Source organism: Pseudomonas sp. NPDC089407 (genome assembly GCF_044900445.1).
Classification (GTDB): Bacteria; Pseudomonadota; Gammaproteobacteria; order Pseudomonadales; family Pseudomonadaceae; genus Aquipseudomonas.
Map to the genome: position 1 here is coordinate 181318 of NZ_JBJDNB010000005.1, position 19850 is coordinate 201167.

Genomic DNA, 19850 nt, shown 5'->3' on the forward strand with positions numbered 1-19850 from the left:
GCGCCGCTAAAAGCTTGGAGAACACCTTGCCTTTTCTTAACTGACCGGCATTAGCCTGTGGGCGCTGTTTTTCAGCGCTTTGGTGCCGCCACCCTGCTACCGCTGCAATCGGAGGCCGTTCTGGCGTTTCCTGCTGCTGGTGACCGTGGCCAAGGCCGGCCGCTATGCGGTGTTGGCGATGATCACCCTGGGCTGGTTTCACGCCTGGTAACACCTTTCACGTTCCGCGCAGTCCATGGGCTGTTACATTCGCCTTTTCCTACATGGTCCTACATGGAGTGCCCCCATGCTGCGCGCAACCGCCCTGGCCCTGGCCTGCCTGGCAGGCGGTTCGGCCTTCGCTGCCGAATCGCCCACCTATGGCCCTCAGCTCGAAGGTTTCAGTTACCCGCACCCGCTCAAGCATTTTGACTTCAAGTCCCAGGGCCAGGCCCTACAGATGGGCTACATGGACGTGCCCGCCCAAGGCCAGGCCAACGGCCGTAGCGTGGTGCTGATGCACGGCAAGAACTTCTGCGCCGCCACCTGGGAAACCACCATCGATGCCTTGAGCAAGGCTGGCTACCGGGTCATTGCCCCGGACCAGGTCGGCTTCTGTACGTCGAGCAAACCGGCGCACTACCAGTACAGCTTCCAGCAACTGGCCGACAACACCCATGCCCTGCTGGAACAGTTGGGCGTGAAGCAAACCACTGTGCTTGGTCACTCCACTGGCGGCATGCTTGCCACCCGCTATGCGCTGATGTACCCGCAGCAGGTGGAACGGCTGGCAATGGTCAACCCGATCGGCCTGGAAGACTGGAAAGCCCTTGGCGTGCCTTACCGCACCGTGGACCAGTGGCATGCCCGCGAGCTGAAGCTGGATGCCGAGGGCGTGCGCGAATACGAACGCAAGACTTACTATGCCGGGCGCTGGAAGCCCGAATACGAACGCTGGGTACAGATGCTGGTGGGCTTGAACAAGGGGCCGGGGCATGAAGCGGTGGCGTGGAACTCGGCACTGATCTACGACATGATCTTCACCCAGCCGGTGTACCACGAGTTCAAGGACCTGCAGATGCCGACCTTGCTGCTGATCGGCGACAAGGACACCACGGCGATTGGCAGCGATATCGCGCCGCCAGAGGTGAAGGCCAAGCTTGGCAAGTATGCCGAGCTGGGGCCGCAGGTGACCAAGCTGATCCCCAAGGGTGAGCTGATCACCTTCGAGGGCATGGGGCATGCGCCGCAGATCGAAGAGCCGGTGCGGTTCAACCGCACGCTGGTGGAGTGGTTGGCCAAATAAAGCAGGTTCGGCTGCTGTTCAGGCGAAGCGTTGCAGTTGCATCTCCCGTAGCCGGCTTAACGTCCGTTGGTACGGGAACGCCAGATACCCTTGGGTGTAGAGGGCATCGAGCGGCACCTGAGCTTCCAGGTAAAGGGCTACGCGGCGGTCGTAGCATTCGTCGACCAGGGCAATGAAACGGCGCACTGCGTCGTCCTTGGGTGACAATGCGGGGAGTTCGCGATCGCCCGCCACCACCCGTGCCGCCGCATCCTCGGTACCACGGGCAATGCGCCCGGCCCGCTGCTCACCGCCCAGTGCTGGAATCTCCGATACCAGAATGGCCGCAAAACGGTCGCACAGGGCCATGAACTCCATGGCAGCCAGCGGTTGTTCGCACAGGTCGCTGAAGCGGCACCAGATGGCCTGTTCGCTGCGGCGTATCACGTGTATGGGCCGGGAGCCGATCGCCAATGGCTGATCTGTGCCGAGGTCGTCCGGGCTCAGTTGGCGGAACACCTCGTTCAACTGGCTGGCCTGGCCCGCCGCTGCCACCCAGTAACGCTGGCGTTCGGCACCGGGGTGCAGACGGTGGTCCTGCTCGCCCGCCACCGGCAGAACCTGCATGTGCCGCTGGATCGCGGCGATGGCCGGTATGAAGCGATCACGGTTGAAGCCGTCGCGGTAGAGCTGTTCGGGAGGCTGGTTGGAGGTGGCGACGAGCACCACGCCTTGGTCGAACAGTACCTGGAACAGGCGACCGAGGATGATCGCGTCGCCGATGTCGTTGACGAACAGTTCGTCGAAGCACAGCACGCGGATCTGCCCGGCAAGCTCCCGGGCCAGGGCCAGCAGTGGGTCGGCGGTGCCGTTGAGCTGGAACAGGCGTTGGTGCACCCAGGCCATGAAGTGATGGAAGTGCTGGCGCCGGCTGGGTACGCGCAGGCAGCGGTGAAACTGGTCCATCAGCCAGGTCTTGCCACGCCCGACCGGGCCCCAGAGGTAGATGCCTTGGGTCGGGCGGGCCTGTTCGACGGCCAGGAAGCAGGCTTGCAGGGCCTCGACGGCGCGGGCCTGGGCAGGATCGGCGACATAGCCCTGAGTGGTCAGGGCTTGCTGGTAGAGGGATTGGGGGTCGATGGCCATGCGGCATTCTACACGGCTAGCGCAGTGCATACCTTTTGGACGAATCTCCCGGCCTGACGCGGGCCCCTGTAGGAGCGGCCTTGTGTCGCGATGGGCCGCAAAGCGGCCCCGGCAATCTATGCAGCGCTGCTGAAACCTTGGGGCCGCTGCGCGGCCCATCGCGACACAAGGCCGCTCCTACAGGGACCGCGTCAGGTCTCGCTGCCCAGGCCTACCTTGAGCAACGCACCATCCTTGTCGTCGGTCAGCACATACAGATACCCATCCGGCCCCACCCGCACATCGCGAATCCGTGCCTTCAAATCACCGAGCAAGCGCTCTTCGTGCACCACCTTGTCGCCATCCAGCTGCAAGCGGATCAGTTCCTGGGTAGCCAGCGCACCAATGAACAGGTTGTGGTCCCAGCCCTTGAACGTGGGGCTGTCGTAGAACGCCATGCCGCTGATGCCCGGCGACTTCTCCCACACATGGTGCGGGTCGACCATGTCGTCCACATGCTTGCCCTTGGCCTCGGGGATCGGCAGCAGCGAGTAATTGATGCCGTGGGTCGCAATCGGCCAGCCGTAGTTCTTGCCCGGCTCGGGGATGTTGATTTCATCACCGCCACGCGGGCCGTGTTCATGGGTCCACAGTTTGTCTGTCCAGGGGTTGAGTGCGGCGCCTTGCTGGTTACGGTGGCCATACGACCAGATCTCCGGCCGCACATTGTCCTTGCCAACGAAGGGGTTGTCCTTGGGCACTTCGCCGTCCGGCAGGATGCGTACGATCTTGCCTTGCAGCTTGTCGAGGTCCTGGGCGGTCGGGCGCTGATTATTCTCGCCCAGGGCAATGAACAGGTAACCGTCGCGGTCGAACACCAGCCGCGAGCCGAAGTGGTTACCCACCGACAGTTTTGGCTGCTGGCGGAAGATCACGTTGAAGTTTTCCAGCCGGGCGCGATCCTCGGACAACTGCCCGCGTCCGACCGCAGTACCAGCCTTGCCGTCGCTGCCCTCTTCGGCGAAGGAAAGGTACACCGTGCGGTCCTTGGCGAAGTCCGGTGACAGCACCACGTCCAGCAAGCCACCCTGGCCTTCGGCCCAGACCTTGGGCACGCCGCTGATCGACGGGCCGACCTTGCCTTCGGCGTTGACCAGCCGCAGGTTGCCGGAACGCTCGGTGACCAGCATGTCCTTGCCGCCTGGCAGGAAGGCCAGCGCCCAGGGGTTACGCAGGCCGTCGGCCACAGTGCTGACGGTCAAGGTGCCCTTTTCGCTGGGAAACTGCTGTTCGGCCGCCGCCTGCGCCAGCAAAGGCAGCAGCGCGGCGGCGATCAGGGTGGCTAGCCAGGGTGCTCGAAGCATGCAAGGTTCCTTTCAGATGGGCTTACGGCGCACGCGGGTTGTCGCGCGGTGGCCGGGTGGGTTCCAGGTTCGGGGTTTGCTGCTGGCGGCGCAGGTTGTCGCCGTTGCCGATGCCGCGGTTGTCCAGTGTCGGCGGGCGCTGGTACGGGTCGGTGGACGGGCCGCGTACCGGCGGCGTGGCCGGCATGCTGCCTTGGCGGCTATTGGGGTTGGCGCGCTGGATCGGGCTGTTGTAGGGGTTGCTGTTACCAGCGGCGAGCCGCAACGGCGGCTCGGGGGCAGCGTGCACGGGCAGGCACAACGCCAGGCCGAGGGCCAGGATGGGCAATGTCGGGGTCATGCTTCACCTCCTGTACGAAAATGCCGCGCCTGGTGGGTTTGATAGCCTAAGGCGCTAGGGGTTCGCTGCAAAAGTGTGAATGCGGATGGAGTTGATTCCTGATGTTTCAGGATGGGCCCTGTGGGAGCGGCTTTAGCCGCGAACACCGGCAACGCCGGTGCCATGCACCGTGTCGCCTGGTTCGCGGCGGTTCGACGCTTCGATGAACCCGCTCCCACAAGGGCCGCAAAGCGGCCCCGATTATTGGTCCTTGTCTACCTTGTGCCGCGCCGCATACAAGCACAGCATCTCCATCGCCAAAGTCGCCCCGGCCAATGCCGTGATGTCGGCATGGTCATAAGCCGGCGCCACTTCCACCAGGTCCATGCCGACCAGGTTGATGCCGCGCAGCCCACCCAGAATCTCCAGCGCCTGCACCGTGCTCAACCCACCACACACCGGCGTACCGGTGCCGGGCGCGTAGGCCGGGTCGAGGCAGTCGATATCGAAGGTCAGGTACACCGGCCGCTCACCCACGCGCTGGCGAATCGCCGCAATCACCGCCTCGGTGCCTTGCCGATGCACCTGACGAGCGTCGAGGACGGCAAAACCCTGGCTGTCGTCATTGGTAGTACGCAGACCGATCTGCACCGAGTGCGCCGGGTCCACCAGGCCTTCGCGGGCGGCATGCCAGAACATGGTGCCGTGGTCGATGCGCTTGCCTTCTTCGTCCGGCCAGGTGTCGCTGTGGGCATCGAAATGGATCAACGCCAGCGGGCCGTGCTGGCGGGCGTGGGCCTTGAGCAGCGGATAGCTGATGAAGTGGTCGCCACCGAGGGTGAGCATGGCGCAGCCAGCCTGCAGGATATGCTCGGCATGGGCCTCGATGCTGTCTGGCACCGACTGCGGCGTGCCGCTGTCGAAGGCGCAGTCGCCATAATCGATCACCGCCAGGTGGTCGAACGGGTCGAACGCCCACGGCCAGTGGCGCGCCCAGGCTTGCTGTACCGAAGCGGCACGGATCGCCCGCGGGCCGAAGCGTGCGCCGGGGCGGTTGCTGGTGGCGGTATCGAACGGTACGCCGCTGACCACCACATCCACCCCCCGCAGGTCGCGGCTGTAGCGGCGGCGCGAAAAACTGGTAATGCCGGCGTAGGTACTTTCTGCGGCAGTGCCATACAGGCTGTCGCGGGTCATGGCCTGGTCGTTGTTTGTGGCTTGATCCACGGTCGGGCTCCTTTGTCGTTATCAGTTATTGGCGGGTGCGGAAGGCGGTCCACAGGCGGTTGCGCTGACGCAGGTCGGCCAGGGCCATGCTGCGGTCGGCATACAGGCGCTGGCGCACCTCGACCGGCGGGTAGATGTCCGGGTCGTTGCGCACCGCTTCGTCCACCAGCGGCGTGGCGGCCTGGTTGGCGTTGGCGAAGAACAGCGTGTTGGTCAATGCCGCCACCGACTCGGGCTTGAGCATAAAGGCGATGAACGCGCGGGCCGCCTCGGGGGGCGGGGCGTCCTTGGGGATGACCAGGTTGTCCTGCCATACCAGCGTGCCTTCGCGGGGGATGCGGTAGATCAGTTCGAACGGTTTGCCGGCACGCCGCGCCTGGTCGGCGGCCATTGCCGCGTCGCCGTTGTAGGTCAGTGCCAGGCACACGCTGCCGTTGGCCAGGTCGCTGATCTGCCGGCCATTGGCGACGTAGCTGATCGATGGCTGCAACTGGCTGAGCAGGTTCTGCGCGGCGGCCAGGTCGGCCTTGTCCTGGCTGTAAGGGTCCTTGCCGAGGTAATTCAGGGCTACGCCGATCACCTCCTGTGGCGAATCGGGCATGGCGATGCCGCACTCTTTCAGGCGGCTGGCGTATTCGGGCTTGAACAGCAGGTCGAGGCTGTCCAGCGGCACATCGCCCAGGCGCTGGCGCACCGCCTCCACGTTCACCCCCAGGCCCAGGGTGCCCCAGGTGTAGGGCACGGCATGGCGGTTGCCGGGGTCGGCCTCGGCAAGCTTGGCCAGCAGGTCCTTGTCGAGGTTGGCGTAGCCGGGCATGGCCTGGGCGTCCAGCGGTTGCAGGGCATTGGCCTTGAGCGCCCGCGCCAGCACGGTGGACGACGGTACCACTACGTCGTAGCCGCTGCCGCCGGTCAGCAGTTTGGTTTCCAGTACTTCGGTGGTATCGAAGGTGTCGTAGCGCACCTTGTAGCCGGTTTCCCGTTCGAAACGCTGGAGCGTTTCCGGGGCCACGTAGTCGGCCCAGCTGTAGAGGTTGACGACCTTATCTGCAGCTTGCAGCGGCAGGGCCAGGACCAGGGACAACAGGCACAACGATCGACGCATGACGGACACCTCGGCTAATGGGTGGATGCCGCGAGCATGCCAGCCGGGTTACATTGCCGGAATGACAACTTTGCAAAGCTGACATTCATCAGGAGCAATGTAATGCTCGGACAAGTGCACGACCCCGACCTGCACCTGCTGCGGCTGTTCGTCACTGTAGTCGAGGCCGGTGGTTTCAGCGCCGCGCAAGGCGTGCTGGGCCTGAGCCAGCCCACCATCAGCCAGCGCATGGCGCAGTTGGAGGCACGCCTGGGCTACCGTTTGTGCAGCCGTGGCAAGGGCGGTTTTCGCCTGACGGAAAAAGGCGAAATGCTTCTGGAGGCGGCGCGTGGTTTGCTGCTGAACATCGAACAGTTCCGCCAGCAGGCCAATGGTGTCCCAGGGCGGCTGCTGGGCACCGTGCGCATTGGCCTTGCGGAGAACCAGGACAAGGTGGTCAGCCTGAAACTGGCCGCGGCTATTGCGGCGTTTCGCAGGCGTGACGAGTCGGTACAACTGGAACTGATCAGCGCGCCGCCGGCGGAGCTGGAGCGGCTGTTGCTGGAGCAGCGGCTGGACTACGCCATCAGCTACTTTTCCGGCAACCAGGCGGCGTTTGATTATCAGCCGTTGTTCGAAGAGCGGCAGCGGCTTTATTGCGGCAAGGGGCATGGGCTGTTCGGCAAGTCGGGCGTCAGCCGTGAGCGCTTGCTGGAGCAGGATCAGGTGCGCCATCCGTACCGGTTTCTAAAAGGCGACGAGCCGTTCCAGAGCAGGCGCAGCATGGCAGTGGCGGAGCAGATCGAGAGCGTGCTGACGTTCATTCTGTCGAAGCGGCATATTGGCTATCTGCCGTGCCATTGCGCTCAGCAGTGGGAGGCTGAAGGGATGCTGTGGGCGCTGGACCCGGGGCTGGATTTTGTGGTGCCGTTTACATTGGCCCGGCATCGGGCGCAGGGGGTGGGTGAGGCACAGCAGGCGTTTGCGCAGGACTTGCTGGCGGCGTTTGCCTGAAGAACAACCCTCAGGCATGCACGGTCCCTGTAGGAGCGGCCTTGTGTCGCGAAAGGGCCGCAACGCGGCCCCCGCAATATGTGCTGCGGAGCTAAAATCCTGGGGGCGCTTCGCACCCCTTCGCGACACAAGGCCGCTCCTACAGGGGGCCAATCTTGCCTTGGGATCAGGGTCAGTAAGCCATGCTCCAGGTCAAGGTGTAGGTACGCCCACGCCCCTGATAGTCATACAGGTAGGCCGGCCCATAGGTCGGCGAATAGAACAGCGTCGCCCGCTGCCCCCAGACCGTGCTGTACTGCTTGTCCAGCAGGTTCTGGATCCCTGCGCTGAAGGTGCCGAAGCCGGTGTCCTGGCTGGCCAGCAGGTCGAAGGTGGTGTAGCCGTCGATCTCGTGGTCGGCGTCATCTTTCAGGCTAAAAGCATGGTTGGCCTGCAGCCGCGCGCTGCGGCCATCGCCCTTCCGGCCAACAAACCCGGTGGCCTTGGACAGCGAGGCATAGCGGGCATCACGCTTGATCCAGCCGCCATTCACATCCTCTTCCTCGGAGCGGGTCAGGTGCAGTGTGCCGCCGGCTTCCCAGCCCGTCTGGAAGTGCCGGGTAAGCGCACCTTCAAAGCCGAAGTCGCGGCTTTTCTGCTCTTCCACGCTGATGGTCAGCGTCTGCGAGTCGACGTTGATGATCTTGTCCGACCAGATGTAGTACAGCGCCGCCTGGGCATCCCAGTCCAGGTCGGCATAACGCCAGCCCATTTCCACCTGGCGGCTCTTGATGCCGGCCAGCGGGTTGTCGGCCACGCTCAGGCCCGGCTTGCCGTAGTACTTGGCCGGGTCTGGCAGGTCGAAGCCTTCACCGTAATTGGTCCACACCTGGTGGCCGTTCTTGAAGTCGTAGATGGCACCGACGTTGAACAGGTTGACCTGGTAGTCGTTACTGCCGCCGGGCACGCCCTTGAAGTCGCTGACATCCACATCCATCTGTTGACGCCGGGCGCCGCCGGAGACGGTCAGGTTGTCGGTGGCATGCCAGTCCAGCTGGGCATACACCGACACACCATCGACCCGGTAGCTGGGGTAGCGCGCAGCCTTGCTTTCTTTCTCCAGCGCCAGGCCACCCGACTCGGACGAGGTCTGGGCGTTGAAGGTGGTCTGCTCGGCGTTGAAGCGCTCGCGGTCCAGGTCAACGCCATAGGTCAGCATCAGCGTGTCCCACTGCTTGGCAAACAGGCCCTTGAGGCTGGTGACCTCGAAGTTTTGCTGCGACGCGGCAAAGTACACCCCTCGCGAGCCGGTGGGCGTGGCGCGGTTGTAGTACGGGAACGGATAGAAGTTGTCGTCTTCCTTGCGGTACGAGGCCTGCAGGTAGAAGTCCTGGCCCAGTACGTCGTTGTGGTGGTAGTTGGCGTTAAGCAGCAAACGCCGGGTACGCGGCTCCAGGTCGGACGAGTAGCCGCTGCGCAGCTCGGCGTCTTCCAGGTCCGAAGGCGCGTTGTAGTTCAGGTTGGGGAAATAGATACCGGTGCTGCCGTGGTTGCCCGAGTCGTAGTACTGGGCCAGCAGGTCGAGGCTTTGCTGGTCGTTCAGTTGCAGGCCGAGGCTGCCGAGCACGTCGATGGTGCGGTTGTACTGCAGGTCGGTCTGGGTGTTGTCGATGAAAACCTGATCGCCAGCACCGTCGTAAAAGGCTTCGTTCTGCTCGCCGGATATACCCAGGCGGGCATTCACCCGCTCATTGCCGCCGCTGATCGACTGGGCGAAGCGGGTGGCCAGGTCGTCGCTGTTGTTGAAGCCGCTGCTGGCACCCAGCTGGGTCTCGAATCGCACCGGGCCAGGCTCACCCTTTTTGGTCACGATATTGATGATGCCGCCAGTGGCACCGCCACCGTAGATGGCGCTGGCGCCCGACAAGACTTCGACGCGCTCGACGTTGAATGGGGAAATGCTGTCGAACTGGCGCGAGAGGCCACGCGAGCTGTTCTGGCTGACCCCGTCGATCATCACCAGCACGTTGCGCCCGCGCATGTTCTGGCCGTAGTTGGTGCGCCCTTCCGGCGCCAGGTCGAGGCCCGGTACCAGCTTGCCGATGGCTTCCTTAAGGCTGACGCCGCTGTCGATCTGTTCGCGCAACTGCTGCTGGTCGACCACCCAGACAGTACCGGGGATTTCGCTGATCGCAGTGCGGGTACGCGAGGCCACGCTGACTTCGATCGGCTTGAGGTTGACTGCCTGCGGCGCAGCTTCGGCCTTGCGCAAGGTAACCGTGCGGGCATCGCTGAACTGCCAGCCCATGCCACTGCCGGCCAGCAACTGCTGCAGCGCCTGCTCGACGCTGTAGCTGCCATGCAAGGCCGGGCTGGCCTGGCCGGCGACATCGCCAGTGGTGTACAGCAGGTGCAGGCCGGCCTGGTCGGCGAACGCGGTCAGGGCCTGGTCCAGCGGCTGGGCAGGCAGGTCGAGCTGCACCAGGCGGGCCTGGACCTGGGCCTGTTCGGCAGGCGTCGCAGCCCATGTCGGCAGCGTGCCGGCCAGCATGGCCAGGGCACTGCAGGAGATCAGGGCGTGGTGAACAGGACCGCGACGGCGGTGCAAGGGCTTGAGCATCAGAGGCACGAAGGAGCTTCCTGACAAGTCGTAAATGAGAATGGGTTGCTGATCAGTCCCACTACGACGATCTGGCTTACAGGAACTTGCAGTGCGGCTTGGAATTTTTTTTCTGGGCTGGCCTCTTCGCGGCTAAAGCCGCTCCTACCTAGACCGCGTGATGTTCGGGGCATGCAATCCCCTGTACGAGCGGCTATAGCCGCGAAGAGGCCAGCACAGGCCGATCAATGCACCACAGCCAACCAAGGCAGATAAGTCACCTTCAGCCCATAACGCTGTTCCAGGGTACGCAACAGGGCCTCTGGCTCATCCAGGTCAAACACCCCGCTCACCTCCATCGCCGCCAGCTTGCTATCGGACAACACAATGCGCCCATGCCGGTAACGTTCAAGCTCTTCCAGCACCTGCCCCAACGGTTTGCCGTTGAAGATCAGCTTGCCGCGCTGCCAGGCCATTTGTGTACCGGCATCAACCGCTACCGCCAGTGGGTGCTCGCCGACGTTGACTTCACCGTGCGCCAGCACCACACGGCCATCACGGCGCACGCTGAAGGTGGCGGCCCGGCCTTGCACCCGCTGACCGCCTGTGTCGACCACAAACGGTCGTGCATCGTCCGCCGTTTCGAACAACGCCTCGCCAGCATCCAGCACCACCCGCCGCTCATGCTCGCTGAACACCACGCTCAGGGCACTGGCGCTGTTCAGGGTTACCCGCGTGCCGTCTGCCAGAGTAATCACTTGCCGCTCACCCACTGCGGTGTGGTAGTCCGCCAGCAGCATCGGTGCCTGCTGCCAGGCGGCCAGGGCAGTGATCAGCAATACCAAGGAGGCCGCCACACCCGCCTGTTTCAGCCAACTGCGGCAGTGGCGCAAGGCCTGGCCGATGTACTTGGCCACCATGCTTTCGGAAACGCCCAGGCGTTGCGCAACCTGCTTTTGGGTCAGGCCTTCGACGCGGTTGAGCAACAGTGCCTGGCGGGCCTTGCTGGGCAACTGCAACAGTGCCTGGTCAAGGATCTGCAGGCGCTCACGGGCCAGCAACACCGCCTCGGGCGCCGGCGCCGGGCAGGCCAGCTCGCTTGCCCCGTCGCTGTCAGCGTGGCTGGCAGCGATACGCTGCTCGCGGCGCAAGGCATCGATCGCCAGGTTGCCAGCCACGCGGAAGATGAAACTGCGCGCGTGCAGCACCGGCAGCGCCTGCTCGTCGATGTTCACCAGCTTCAGGTAGGTTTCCTGCGCCACGTCGGCGGCGCGCTGGCGGTCGCTCATGCGCCGGGTCAGGAATTGCAGCAGGTCGTCGTAGTGCTCCTGGAAACTCGCCAGCAGGCCCGACACAGGTGAAGTGAGCATGGGATCAAGAACGGCCAGTCGGAGAAGTTATCGGGCGTTAATGAGAAACAGTATCTTTCATCTGGGCCGATATTTTCAACGTGGCTTTAGCGTCGCCTGTGAGATCGAGCGCCGCCCGCGCGGCGCTTCGCGGGGCAAGTCGGATCGCCGCACCGCCGCTCCCACATCTGTTTCGGGCCAGTTATTCCTGTGCCTTTGGCGCGCGCACCCTGGGTGCATGGCTGGAGATTGATGAAGAGCATCAGTGTGTCCCCTTCGATATCGAAGGGAACAAACAAGGCGGACTGAGGTGACTTCACAGGCGGGACTGGCCCGAAACAGACTGTGGGAGCGGCGGTGCGGCGATCCGACTTGCCCCGGCGAAGCGCCGCGCGGGCGGCGCTCGATCTCACAGGCCCTCGACATCTCAAGGCAAGCACCTGTCAGCCCATACCGCTGAACTGAATGGCATTAAGGCCAGCCCCCGCCTACAGCCCACCCGGCGGGTTATGTTCAGCGGCTGCCGCTGGCCGCTGCCATCAGTTTGTTGACTTCGCTACGCACCATGCTGGCGTAATCGGGCGGCGACATGCTGTCCAGTTCGGCGCGTACCCACTCGGCCCATTTGCCCTTGCGCCGTGGTTTTTCCGCGATCAGCCGAGCCGCTTCGCCCTTGGCCTTGCCCAGGTTAGCCTGCCAAAACTCGAACAGCCGGGCCTTTTCTGCCTCGATCTGTGCCCGTTCCTCAAAGCTCATGTTGGCCAGATTGAAACTCATGAATCACCTGCTTGATCGTAAATGGCGGCTATCTTACACCAACGCCTGGCTGCCAGGCCGAAGCAACTTTTCTGGCGCACAAGTATCCATTGTTCAAGTAACCCATCGACGAGGAGGCGTTCATGGCCCGTAAAAATTCCGTATTGGCTGATAGCGATCAGATCAAGGACCAAGTATTCAGCGAGCTGCAGTCGCTGATCGAAGAATCGGAAAAGCTGCTAAACGATAGCGCCGCCCTGGTAGGCGACGAGGCAGAAACGCTACGTGCGCAGGTAAGCCTGAAGCTGCGCCAGGCCCGCCAGGCGGCCAGCAACGTGCGCAGCAAGGCGCAACCGGTGGTGGACGCCACCCAGGACTATATCGGTGGGCATCCATGGCAGACCGTGGCGATTTCCGCAGGCCTTGGCCTGGTGGTCGGCCTGCTGTTGGGCCGACGCGACTGACGAACGCTTGGCCGGCTTGGGCCGCCGGGTGCGAATCAGGCGGCCAGCGCCTGCGGGATGCCGCTGTGGAAGCGCAGCTCTTGGTCGGGTGACTGGATCAGCTCCATTTCAGCAGCGCGCACCAGCTCTACCCGGCGGGCGATGTCCGCCTCTTCACCGTAGTTGTGCGCCAGTTTCAGGTAGCCCTGGTAGTGGCGCGCCTCGCTTTTCAGCAGGCCGTGGTAGAAGCGGCCCAGCTCTTCATCCAGGTGCGGTACCAGCGCGGCAAAGCGCTCGCAGCTGCGCGCCTCGATAAACGCCCCCACCACCAGGGTGTCCACCAGTTTGACCGGCTCGTGGGCGCGCACCAGGCGGCGCAGGCCCGAGGCATAGCGGCCCGCAGACACCGGGCGCAGCGGCACGCCACGGCGCTTCATCAGGCGCAATACCTGCTCGTGGTGCACCAGCTCTTCACGGGCCAGGCGCGACATCATGTTGATCAGGTCGAGGTGGGTGTTGTACTTGGCGATCAGGCTCAAGGCGGTACTGGCGGCCTTGAATTCGCAGTTCTTGTGGTCGATCAGCAAGGTTTCCTGGTCGGCCAGCGCCGCTTCGATCCAGGCATCTGGCGTCGGGCAGCCAAGAAAAGCGTCGATTTCGGGGATCAGGGACATAAGCGTGCAACCACACAGAACAGGCAGGGCCGGCGATTATACCGGCGGCGGCGGGCGGCGCCAGTGACTATGCTTGATGTACATCAAGCGCCAGCGGGGGAAGCGCCGACTATAGTCAGGCATTGGTCGCCACCTTTGAAGGGAGTTCACGCCCATGCAAGCCGTCCGCAGCATCCTCGTCGTCCTCGACCCCGAGCACGCCCACAGTAGGGCGCTGACCCGGGCCAAGCTGATTGCCGGCGTCACCGGCGCGCGCCTGCACCTGCTGATGTGCGACAAGCGGCATGATCACAGTGCGCTGCTGAGCCTGCTGAGCAGCCAGTTGCACGATGATGGTTACGATAAAGTTACCCACGAGCAGGCTTGGCACGACACGCTGCATGAATCGATTATCGACGTGCAGCAGTCTGAGGGCTGCGACCTGGTGATCAAGGAACACCGCCCGGACAACCCGCTGAAAAAGGCCCTGCTTACGCCCAGCGACTGGAAACTGCTGCGCCAGTGCCCGTGTGCCGTGCTAATGGTCAAGAGCGAGCGGCCCTGGACCGGCGGCAAGATCCTGGCGGCGGTGGACGTGGGCAACCAGGACGAAGATCACCGCCGCCTGCATGCCAGCATCATCGACCATGGCTATGCCATTGCCGGGCTGGCCAAGGGCGAGCTGCATGTCATCAGCGCCCACCCGTCGCCGATGCTGTCGGCGTCGGACCCGGTGTACCAGCTGAGCGAAACCATCGAGAAACGTTACCGCGAGGCGTGTTCGGCGTTCCAGGCTGAGTACGGTATCGCCGAAGAATGCCTGCATGTGGCCGAAGGGCCGGCGGATGTGTTGATTCCGCATACCGAGAAGCTGCTGGATGCCGTGGTGACGGTGATCGGGACCGTGTGCCGCACGGGGATTTCCGGGGCGCTGATCGGCAATACCTCGGAGGTGGTGCTGGATGCGCTGGAGGGGGATGTGCTGGTGCTGAAAAGTGAAGAGGCAATCGCCCACCAGGCAGAGCTGGCCCGCGGCTGAGTTCGACCTGTAAGGGACCTATCGCCGGCAAGCCAGCTCCCACAATGACCGCATTGACCTCAAACCATGCGCAGTACCTGTGGGGGCTGGCTTGCCGGCGATGGGCTGCAAAGCAGCCCCATCCAACACCAAAAGCTAGGCCAACGCCTCACGCACCTTCGGGTCCAGCCCCTCCGCTTCATTGGCTGCAATCCATTCCACCAGCTGCCGGCGCATGGCCGGCGTCCAGAAGCTTTGCAAGTGCTGGCGCACGCCCTGCACCGCCAGCGCCCGGTTCGGCTCGCTGTCGAAATAATGGGCAATCTGGTTGGCCATCTTGACCAGGTTGTCGCTACTCATCGACGCACCTCGGCTTTTTCCGCTGTGCGGCGTTCCTGCAGCAGGCGCCGCTGTTCTTCACTGAAGTCCTGGTAGCGCTTCTGCCATTGCGAGGGCTGGAACACTTTCACCACCTCCACTGCCGTCACCTTGTACTCCGGGCAGTTGGTGGCCCAGTCGGAGTTGTCGGTGGTGATCACGTTGGCCCCCGACTCGGGGAAGTGGAAGGTGGTGTACACCACCCCCGGTGCCACCCGCGCACTGACCTTGGCGCGCAGCACGGTCTGCCCGGCACGGCTACCGATACCGACCCAGTCGCCGTCCTGGATGCCCCGGCTTTCGGCATCGGTCGGGTGGATTTCCAGGCGGTCGGCGTCATGCCAGGCGACGTTGGCGGTACGCCGGGTCTGGGCGCCAACGTTGTACTGGCTGAGGATACGCCCGGTGGTCAGCAGCAGCGGGTAGCGGGTGTTGACCTTCTCGTCGGTGGGCACGTAGCCGGTGAGCATGAAGCGCCCCTTGCCACGCACGAACTGGTCGATGTGCATGGTCGGTGTGCCATCGGGTGCGGCGTCGTTGCACGGCCATTGCAAACTGCCGTGGCGGTCGATTTCTTCGTAGCTGACCCGGCGGAAGGTCGGTGTCAGACGGGCGATTTCATCCATGATCTCGGAGGGGTGGCGGTAGTTCATCGGGTAGCCCAGGGCGTTGGCCAGGGCCACGGTGGCTTCCCAGTCGGCCTTGCCGGCCAACGGTTCCATCACCTTGCGCACCCGCGAAATGCGCCGCTCGGCGTTAGTGAAGGTGCCGTCCTTCTCCAGGAACGAGCTGCCCGGCAGGAACACATGGGCGAACTTGGCGGTTTCGTTGAGGAAGATATCCTGCACCACCACGCATTCCATGGCATGCAAGGCCGCCGTCACGTGCTGGGTGTTGGGGTCGCTCTGGGCAATGTCCTCGCCCTGGCAGTACAGCGCCTTGAAACTGCCGTCCAGCGCCGCCTCGAACATGTTGGGGATACGCAGGCCCGGGTCGGGCTGCAGGGTTACGCCCCAGGCACGCTCGAACTCGGTGCGCACGCCCTCGTTGGAAATATGCCGGTAACCAGGCAGTTCGTGGGGGAACGAGCCCATGTCGCAAGAGCCCTGCACATTGTTCTGCCCGCGCAGCGGGTTCACCCCTACCCCTTCACGGCCGATGTTGCCGGTGGCCATGGCCAGGTTGGCGATACCCATTACCGCCGTACTGCCCTGGCTGTGTTCGGTCACGCCCAGGCCGTAGTAGATCGCCGCATTGCCGCCGGTGGCATACAGCCGGGCCGCGGCGCGAATCTGCTCAGGCGGCACGCCACACACCGGGCCAAGCGCTTCGGGGGCGTTTTCCGCCAGGCTGACGAAATCGCGCCAACGGGTAAAGTCTTCGGTCTCGCAGCGGGCATCGATGAAGCGCTGGGCCAGCAGGCCTTCGGTGACGATCACATGGGCGAGGGCATTGAGCATGGCCACGTTGGTGCCCGGGCGCAGTTGCAAGTGCAGCTCGGCGCGGGCATGCGGCGAATCGACCAGGTCGATGCGCCGGGGGTCGATCACGATCAGCCGCGCGCCCTGGCGCAGGCGGCGCTTGAGCTGCGAGCCGAACACCGGGTGGGCGTCGGTGGGGTTGGCGCCGATCACCAGCACCACGTCGGCCTGCATCACCGAATCGAAGCTTTGCGTACCGGCCGACTCGCCCAGCGTTTGCTTCAGGCCGTAGCCGGTGGGTGAGTGGCACACCCGCGCGCAGGTATCGACGTTGTTGTTACCAAACGCCGTGCGCACCAGTTTCTGCACCAGGTAGGCTTCTTCGTTGGTGCAGCGGCTGGACGTGATGCCACCAATGGAATCGCGCCCGTACTTGAGCTGGATGCGGCGGAACTCGCTGGCAGCATAGGTGACGGCCTCGTCCCAGCTGACTTCCTGCCACGGATCTTCCAGGCGCTTGCGAATCATCGGTTTGGTGATGCGGTCCGGGTGGGTGGCGTAGCCCCAGGCGAAGCGGCCCTTGACGCAGGCATGGCCGTGGTTGGCACCGCCGTTCTTGTCCGGGACCATGCGTACCAGCTGGTCGCCCTTCATTTCTGCACGGAACGAGCAACCGACGCCGCAATAGGCGCAGGTGGTGATCACCGAGCGTTCTGGCTGGCCCAGCTGCACCAGGCTCTTTTCGGTCAGGGTTGCAGTCGGGCAGGCCTGCACGCAGGCGCCGCACGACACGCACTCGGAAGCCAGGAAGTTGTCGCCACCCGCTGCCGCCACCCGCGACTCGAAACCGCGACCGGTGATGGTCAGGGCGAAGGTGCCCTGGATGTCTTCGCAGGCGCGCACGCAGCGGCTGCAAACAATGCACTTGCTTGGCTCGTAGTCGAAGTACGGGTTGGAAATGTCCTTTTTCTCTGCCAGGTGGTTGGCGCCGTCATAGCCGTAGCGCACCTCACGCAGGCCCACCTGGCCGGCGACGGTCTGCAGTTCGCAGTTGCCGTTGGCCGAACAGGTCAGGCAGTCCAGCGGGTGATCGGAAATGTACAGCTCCATCACGTTGCGGCGCAGGCCGGCCAGGCGCGGGGTTTCGGTGCGCACCACCATGCCTTCGCTGACCGGCGTGGTGCAGGACGCCGGGTAGCCGCGCATGCCTTCGATTTCCACCATGCATATGCGGCACGAGCCGAAGGCTTCGAGGCTGTCGGTGGCGCACAGTTTGGGGATGCTGGTGCCGAGCATGGCCGCCGCACGCATCACCGAGGTGCCGGCAGGCACGCTGATGGCGCGGCCATCGATGTTCAGGCTGACCTGCACGTCGCTGTCGCGCGCCGGGGTGCCGAGGTCGCTGCTTTTATCAGAAGCGGGGTCGAAGAAATTGATCACTGTGCGGCCTCCGTGGTGGTCAGCCCGAAATCGGCGGGGAAGTACTTGAGCGCGCTGGCCACCGGGTAGGCGGTCATGCCGCCCATGGCACACAACGAGCCGTACTGCAGGGTGTCGCACAGGTCGCGCAGTAGCAGGGCCTGGTCGTGGCGTTCGGTCATGTCGCTGCTGGCGATCAGCCGGTCGACCACCTCCATGCCGCGGGTCGAACCGATGCGGCACGGGGTGCACTTGCCGCAGGATTCCTCGGCGCAGAACTGCAGGGCGAAGCGTGCCATGCTGGCCATGTTCAAGGTGTCGTCCGCCACCACGACACCGCCATGGCCGAGCATCGCGCCTATGGCGGCAAAGGCTTCATAGTCCAGCGGCGTATCGAAGTGGCTGGGCGGCACCCAGGCGCCGAGCGGGCCACCTACCTGCGCAGCCTTCAGCGGCCGGCCACTGGCCGTGCCGCCACCATAGCCTTCCACCAGCTCGCGCAGCGTCAGGCCGAAGGCGCGTTCCACCAGGCCGCCCTGGCGGATGTTGCCGGCCAGCTGGAATGGCATAGTGCCCAGCGAACGGCCCATGCCGAAATCGCGGTAGAACGCCGCCCCCCTGGCCAGGATGATCGGCACCGAGGCCAGGGTGAGCACGTTGTGCACCAGCGTCGGCAGGCCGAACAGGCCCTGCAGCGCGGGCAGTGGCGGCTTGGCGCGAACGATGCCGCGCTTGCCCTCGATTGACTCGAGCAGTGCGGTTTCTTCGCCGCAGATATAGGCACCGGCACCGACCCGCACTTCGAGGTCGAAGGCCCGGCCGCTGCGGGCCACGTCATTGCCCAGGTAACCGGCCTCTCGGGCGATGGTGAAGGCCTGGTCGAGCACGCAGATGGCGTCGGGGTATTCTGAGCGCACATAGATGTAACCTTTGTCGGCACCCACGGCGAGGCCGGCAATGATCATGCCTTCGATCAGCAGGAACGGGTCGCCTTCCATCAGCATACGGTCGGCGAAGGTGCCGGAGTCGCCCTCGTCGGCGTTGCACACCACGTATTTCTGCCCGGCCCCGGCGTCACGCACGGTGCGCCATTTGATGCCAGCCGGGAACGCCGCGCCACCCCGGCCTCGCAAGCCGGAATCGAGTACGGCAGCAACCACCTCGGCACCGTCCAGCGCCAAGGCGGCCTCAAGCCCGGTAAAGCCGCCGTTGGCGCGATAATCCTCCAGCGACAATGGGCGGGTGATGCCGGCGCGGGCGAACAGCAGGCGTTGCTGGGTCTTCAGGTAAGGGACGTCTTCTACCGGCCCTAGCGCCAGCGAGTGGCCACCGGGCTCGCCGGCCAGGGCATCAAGCAGGGCCGGCACGTCTGCTGGCGTGACCGGGCCAAAGCCCAGCCGGCCTTGCGCGCTGTCGCACTCGATCAGCGGCTCCAGCCAGTACAGCCCACGGGAGCTGGTACGCTGGATTTCCAGCGGCAACTGGCGGCGCTCGGCTTCACGTTGCAAGGCGTCGGCAACCTGGTCGGCACCCACGGCACGGGCGACCGAATCACAGGGAATGTACAGCTTCAGCATGCTGCGTCCTCCCGGCAACCGTTGACCAACGCGCGCAGGCGCTCGGGAGTTAGACGCGCGTGCACCTGGCCGTCCAGCTCCAGCGCTGGCGAGCAGGCACAGGCACCCAGGCAATACACCGGGCGCAGGCTGATGGCACCGTCGGCGCTGGTGCCATGGTCATCCAGTGCCAGTTGCTCGCGCAGTTGCGCGGCCAGGGCTTCGGCGCCCCGGCTCTGGCACGACTCGGCGCGGCACAGGCGCAGGGTGTGGCGTGCCGGCGGCGCAGTACGGAAGTCGTGGTAGAAGCTGATTACCCCGCGCACCTCGGCCAGGCTTAGGTTCAAGGCATGGGCAATTTCAGGGACGGCGGCATCGGGGATGTAGCCGATGCCGTGCTGGATGGCATGCAGAATCGGCAACAGCGCGCCGGGGGTATCCTTGTCGCGGGCCAGAATATGTTGGACTGCGGGCAGGTGGAGCAATTCATCAGGCATACAGCGGACCTCGGCATCACGGCCCCTGCCTGAATTATTGTGAGGGCAGGTAACCGGCGTGTTCTGCTGCGGCGCGCCGGCCACGTCACGGTTGCGTGGGTTCGGCGGCCTCCTCGCCCACGGCTGCGCGTCTGTGCGCGCTGGTCTGTGGGCATCCTGCAAGCATGGCACTTGTGGCGCTGAGGGGTTGCGTGCGAGCGACCAGGCGCATTCTGAAACCGACGCAGTGCTTGTCTTGAGCTTTGTATTGCCTGGGCGATCGAGCGCCGCCCGCGCGGCGCTTCGCGGCACAAGGCCGCTTGTGTCTTGATAGGGGATTAGAATCAGGAGTGAGAGCGGTGAATGGCAAGCTAAATGCCGCAGGTGCCTTGAGCACGAGTGGGAG

At 64.4% G+C, this 19850-nt stretch carries 17 protein-coding genes and 1 pseudogene; 5 read left to right on the forward strand and 13 right to left on the reverse strand.

The genetic code is table 11. The annotated features are described in order from the left end of the window. Positions 1 to 109: 109 nt before the first annotated feature. Together ACI2KG_RS06415 and ACI2KG_RS06420 are read left to right on the forward strand one after the other, a co-directional pair. Positions 110 to 211: pseudogene (locus tag ACI2KG_RS06415) on the forward strand (DedA family protein); the annotation flags it as partial. 75 nt (positions 212 to 286) lie between these two features. Next, complete coding sequence (locus ACI2KG_RS06420) at positions 287 to 1285, forward strand: alpha/beta fold hydrolase (protein ID WP_404661264.1); 999 nt, start codon at positions 287 to 289, stop codon at positions 1283 to 1285. 18 nt (positions 1286 to 1303) lie between these two features. Here the strand turns inward: ACI2KG_RS06420 and zapE are convergent, their stop codons facing one another. The 5 genes from zapE to ACI2KG_RS06445 form a co-directional block, all read right to left on the reverse strand. Further along, a complete protein-coding gene (gene zapE, locus ACI2KG_RS06425) occupies positions 1304 to 2410 on the reverse strand; it encodes a cell division protein ZapE (protein ID WP_404661265.1) in 1107 nt (368 codons plus the stop codon). A 191-nt stretch (positions 2411 to 2601) separates the two neighbouring features. Then, positions 2602 to 3753, reverse strand: a complete 1152-nt coding sequence (locus ACI2KG_RS06430) for a PQQ-dependent sugar dehydrogenase (protein ID WP_404661266.1) — start codon at positions 3751 to 3753, stop codon at positions 2602 to 2604. Positions 3754 to 3775: 22 nt separating this feature from the next. Beyond that, complete coding sequence (locus tag ACI2KG_RS06435; protein WP_404661267.1) at positions 3776 to 4093, reverse strand: hypothetical protein; 318 nt, start codon at positions 4091 to 4093, stop codon at positions 3776 to 3778. Between the two features lie 240 nt (positions 4094 to 4333). Further along, complete coding sequence (speB, locus tag ACI2KG_RS06440; protein WP_404661268.1) at positions 4334 to 5299, reverse strand: agmatinase; 966 nt, start codon at positions 5297 to 5299, stop codon at positions 4334 to 4336. Between the two features lie 25 nt (positions 5300 to 5324). After that, positions 5325 to 6404, reverse strand: a complete 1080-nt coding sequence (locus tag ACI2KG_RS06445) for an extracellular solute-binding protein (RefSeq protein WP_404661269.1) — start codon at positions 6402 to 6404, stop codon at positions 5325 to 5327. A 102-nt stretch (positions 6405 to 6506) separates the two neighbouring features. Between ACI2KG_RS06445 and ACI2KG_RS06450 the strand changes: the two genes are divergently transcribed. After that, positions 6507 to 7397, forward strand: a complete 891-nt coding sequence (locus tag ACI2KG_RS06450) for a LysR family transcriptional regulator (RefSeq protein ID WP_404661270.1) — start codon at positions 6507 to 6509, stop codon at positions 7395 to 7397. 172 nt (positions 7398 to 7569) lie between these two features. Here the strand turns inward: ACI2KG_RS06450 and ACI2KG_RS06455 are convergent, their stop codons facing one another. The 3 genes from ACI2KG_RS06455 to ACI2KG_RS06465 all read right to left on the reverse strand — a co-directional run bounded on the left by ACI2KG_RS06455 (position 7570) and on the right by ACI2KG_RS06465 (position 12101). Then, a complete protein-coding gene (locus tag ACI2KG_RS06455; RefSeq protein WP_404661280.1) occupies positions 7570 to 9996 on the reverse strand; it encodes a TonB-dependent receptor in 2427 nt (808 codons plus the stop codon). Positions 9997 to 10220: 224 nt separating this feature from the next. Beyond that, positions 10221 to 11345: a sigma-70 family RNA polymerase sigma factor gene (locus ACI2KG_RS06460; RefSeq protein ID WP_404661271.1), complete on the reverse strand. Its 1125-nt coding sequence runs from the start codon at positions 11343 to 11345 to the stop codon at positions 10221 to 10223. Between the two features lie 492 nt (positions 11346 to 11837). After that, entirely contained in the window at positions 11838 to 12101 is a 264-nt protein-coding gene (locus ACI2KG_RS06465; RefSeq protein ID WP_404661272.1) for a hypothetical protein, read from the reverse strand. Positions 12102 to 12223: 122 nt separating this feature from the next. Between ACI2KG_RS06465 and ACI2KG_RS06470 the strand changes: the two genes are divergently transcribed. Beyond that, the gene (locus ACI2KG_RS06470; RefSeq protein WP_400621141.1) at positions 12224 to 12544 is read left to right on the forward strand and encodes a YqjD family protein; all 321 of its coding nucleotides are present in this window, start codon (positions 12224 to 12226) and stop codon (positions 12542 to 12544) included. A 35-nt stretch (positions 12545 to 12579) separates the two neighbouring features. Here the strand turns inward: ACI2KG_RS06470 and ACI2KG_RS06475 are convergent, their stop codons facing one another. After that, entirely contained in the window at positions 12580 to 13197 is a 618-nt protein-coding gene (locus ACI2KG_RS06475) for a tRNA-(ms[2]io[6]A)-hydroxylase (RefSeq protein WP_014591744.1), read from the reverse strand. Positions 13198 to 13351: 154 nt separating this feature from the next. Between ACI2KG_RS06475 and ACI2KG_RS06480 the strand changes: the two genes are divergently transcribed. Further along, positions 13352 to 14215 carry a universal stress protein gene (locus tag ACI2KG_RS06480; protein ID WP_404661273.1) on the forward strand — a complete coding sequence of 288 codons (864 nt, stop codon included), beginning with the start codon at positions 13352 to 13354 and terminating at the stop codon, positions 14213 to 14215. Between the two features lie 135 nt (positions 14216 to 14350). Here the strand turns inward: ACI2KG_RS06480 and ACI2KG_RS06485 are convergent, their stop codons facing one another. The 4 genes from ACI2KG_RS06485 to ACI2KG_RS06500 are packed head-to-tail and all read right to left on the reverse strand — an operon-like array spanning position 14351 to position 19465. Beyond that, the gene (locus ACI2KG_RS06485; protein ID WP_404661274.1) at positions 14351 to 14554 is read right to left on the reverse strand and encodes a formate dehydrogenase subunit delta; all 204 of its coding nucleotides are present in this window, start codon (positions 14552 to 14554) and stop codon (positions 14351 to 14353) included. Continuing rightward, positions 14551 to 17433 carry a formate dehydrogenase subunit alpha gene (fdhF, locus tag ACI2KG_RS06490; RefSeq protein ID WP_404661275.1) on the reverse strand — a complete coding sequence of 961 codons (2883 nt, stop codon included), beginning with the start codon at positions 17431 to 17433 and terminating at the stop codon, positions 14551 to 14553. Before fdhF ends, ACI2KG_RS06485 begins: the two co-directional genes overlap by 4 nt. Continuing rightward, positions 17430 to 18989: a formate dehydrogenase beta subunit gene (locus ACI2KG_RS06495; protein WP_404661276.1), complete on the reverse strand. Its 1560-nt coding sequence runs from the start codon at positions 18987 to 18989 to the stop codon at positions 17430 to 17432. Before ACI2KG_RS06495 ends, fdhF begins: the two co-directional genes overlap by 4 nt. Beyond that, positions 18983 to 19465, reverse strand: a complete 483-nt coding sequence (locus tag ACI2KG_RS06500) for a formate dehydrogenase subunit gamma (protein WP_404661277.1) — start codon at positions 19463 to 19465, stop codon at positions 18983 to 18985. The genes ACI2KG_RS06495 and ACI2KG_RS06500 overlap by 7 nt, the downstream gene beginning before the upstream one ends. Between the last annotated feature and the right edge of the window lie 385 nt (positions 19466 to 19850).

Bases quoted from the DNA above. Each gene is read 5' to 3' on its own strand.
- ACI2KG_RS06420 (WP_404661264.1), top strand. From the start codon at position 287: ATGCTGCGCGCAACCGCCCTGGCCCTGGCCTGCCTGGCAGGCGGTTCG.
- ACI2KG_RS06455 (WP_404661280.1), bottom strand. From the start codon at position 9,996: ATGCTCAAGCCCTTGCACCGCCGTCGCGGTCCTGTTCACCACGCCCTG.
- ACI2KG_RS06465 (WP_404661272.1), bottom strand. From the start codon at position 12,101: ATGAGTTTCAATCTGGCCAACATGAGCTTTGAGGAACGGGCACAGATC.
- zapE (WP_404661265.1), bottom strand. From the start codon at position 2,410: ATGGCCATCGACCCCCAATCCCTCTACCAGCAAGCCCTGACCACTCAG.
- ACI2KG_RS06485 (WP_404661274.1), bottom strand. From the start codon at position 14,554: ATGAGTAGCGACAACCTGGTCAAGATGGCCAACCAGATTGCCCATTAT.
- ACI2KG_RS06445 (WP_404661269.1), bottom strand. From the start codon at position 6,404: ATGCGTCGATCGTTGTGCCTGTTGTCCCTGGTCCTGGCCCTGCCGCTG.
- ACI2KG_RS06470 (WP_400621141.1), top strand. From the start codon at position 12,224: ATGGCCCGTAAAAATTCCGTATTGGCTGATAGCGATCAGATCAAGGAC.
- ACI2KG_RS06475 (WP_014591744.1), bottom strand. From the start codon at position 13,197: ATGTCCCTGATCCCCGAAATCGACGCTTTTCTTGGCTGCCCGACGCCA.
- ACI2KG_RS06495 (WP_404661276.1), bottom strand. From the start codon at position 18,989: ATGCTGAAGCTGTACATTCCCTGTGATTCGGTCGCCCGTGCCGTGGGT.
- ACI2KG_RS06500 (WP_404661277.1), bottom strand. From the start codon at position 19,465: ATGCCTGATGAATTGCTCCACCTGCCCGCAGTCCAACATATTCTGGCC.
- ACI2KG_RS06450 (WP_404661270.1), top strand. From the start codon at position 6,507: ATGCTCGGACAAGTGCACGACCCCGACCTGCACCTGCTGCGGCTGTTC.
- ACI2KG_RS06430 (WP_404661266.1), bottom strand. From the start codon at position 3,753: ATGCTTCGAGCACCCTGGCTAGCCACCCTGATCGCCGCCGCGCTGCTG.
- ACI2KG_RS06480 (WP_404661273.1), top strand. From the start codon at position 13,352: ATGCAAGCCGTCCGCAGCATCCTCGTCGTCCTCGACCCCGAGCACGCC.
- ACI2KG_RS06435 (WP_404661267.1), bottom strand. From the start codon at position 4,093: ATGACCCCGACATTGCCCATCCTGGCCCTCGGCCTGGCGTTGTGCCTG.
- ACI2KG_RS06460 (WP_404661271.1), bottom strand. From the start codon at position 11,345: ATGCTCACTTCACCTGTGTCGGGCCTGCTGGCGAGTTTCCAGGAGCAC.